This is a genomic window from Pantoea sp. PvP021 (genome assembly GCF_054056055.1).
Genome location: NZ_JBSRXX010000020.1, coordinates 1 through 1,069 on the forward strand (window position 1 = coordinate 1; position 1,069 = coordinate 1,069).

A 1,069-nucleotide genomic window follows, 5' to 3' on the forward strand; every position below is an offset into this window, starting at 1 on the left:
AGTCGTAACAAGGTAACCGTAGGGGAACCTGCGGTTGGATCACCTCCTTACCTGAAGATACCTTCCCGCGCAGTGTCCACACAGATTGTCTGATAAAAAGTAACGAGCAGAAAAAACCTCTACAGGCTTGTAGCTCAGGTGGTTAGAGCGCACCCCTGATAAGGGTGAGGTCGGTGGTTCAAGTCCACTCAGGCCTACCAAATTCGCACTCACGCTGCGTTATGTCTCCGGCTCGCATAGTTCACTATGCTTCGCGGAAACATGCCTTGCCTGAGCACGAATTACATTTCTCACGAAGTGTACTCGGTTGAGTGGTAGTAGTGGTCTCTGCAGTAACTGTATGGGGCTATAGCTCAGCTGGGAGAGCGCCTGCCTTGCACGCAGGAGGTCAGCGGTTCGATCCCGCTTAGCTCCACCATACCGTTTATCTGTTTTTTTCTGAAATACCTCAGAGCATACCGGCGACGGTGTGCTGCGACGTATTATGCTCTTTAACAATCCGGAACAAGCTGAAAATTGAAACGACGCAGCGCGTCATTCCTCCGTAATAAGGAATGACAAGGCGATGCGTTCGAGTCTCTCAAATGCTTGCAATTCGCAGCGTTGAAAAACGCCTGTGGGTTGTGAGGTTAAGCGACTAAGCGTACACGGTGGATGCCCAGGCAGTCAGAGGCGATGAAGGACGTGCTAATCTGCGTAAAGCGACGGTAAGGTGATATGAACCGCTACAGCCGTCGATGTCCGAATGGGGAAACCCGGTGCACTCTGTGCATCATTGCAGCATGAATACATAGTGCTGCAAGGCGAACCGGGGGAACTGAAACATCTAAGTACCCCGAGGAAAAGAAATCAACCGAGATTCCCCCAGTAGCGGCGAGCGAACGGGGAGCAGCCCAGAGCCTGAATCAGTTTGTGTGTTAGTGGAAGCGTCTGGAAAGTCGCAGGGTACAGGGTGATACTCCCGTACACAAAAGCACACATGCTGTGAGCTCGATGAGTAAGGCGGGACACGTGGTATCCTGTCTGAATATGGGGGGACCATCCTCCAAGGCTAAATACTCCTGACTGA

General features: G+C 51.9%; 2 tRNA genes and 2 rRNA genes. All 4 read left to right on the forward strand.

The window, feature by feature from the left end:
* Positions 1 to 50: ribosomal RNA gene (locus ACVKSX_RS23685) — 16S ribosomal RNA — on the forward strand; the annotation flags it as partial.
* 73 nt (positions 51 to 123) lie between these two features.
* Positions 124 to 200: transfer RNA gene (locus ACVKSX_RS23690), tRNA-Ile, on the forward strand.
* Positions 201 to 342: 142 nt separating this feature from the next.
* Positions 343 to 418, forward strand: a tRNA-Ala gene (locus tag ACVKSX_RS23695).
* Positions 419 to 627: 209 nt separating this feature from the next.
* Positions 628 to 1,069 (forward strand): 23S ribosomal RNA (locus tag ACVKSX_RS23700); the annotation flags it as partial.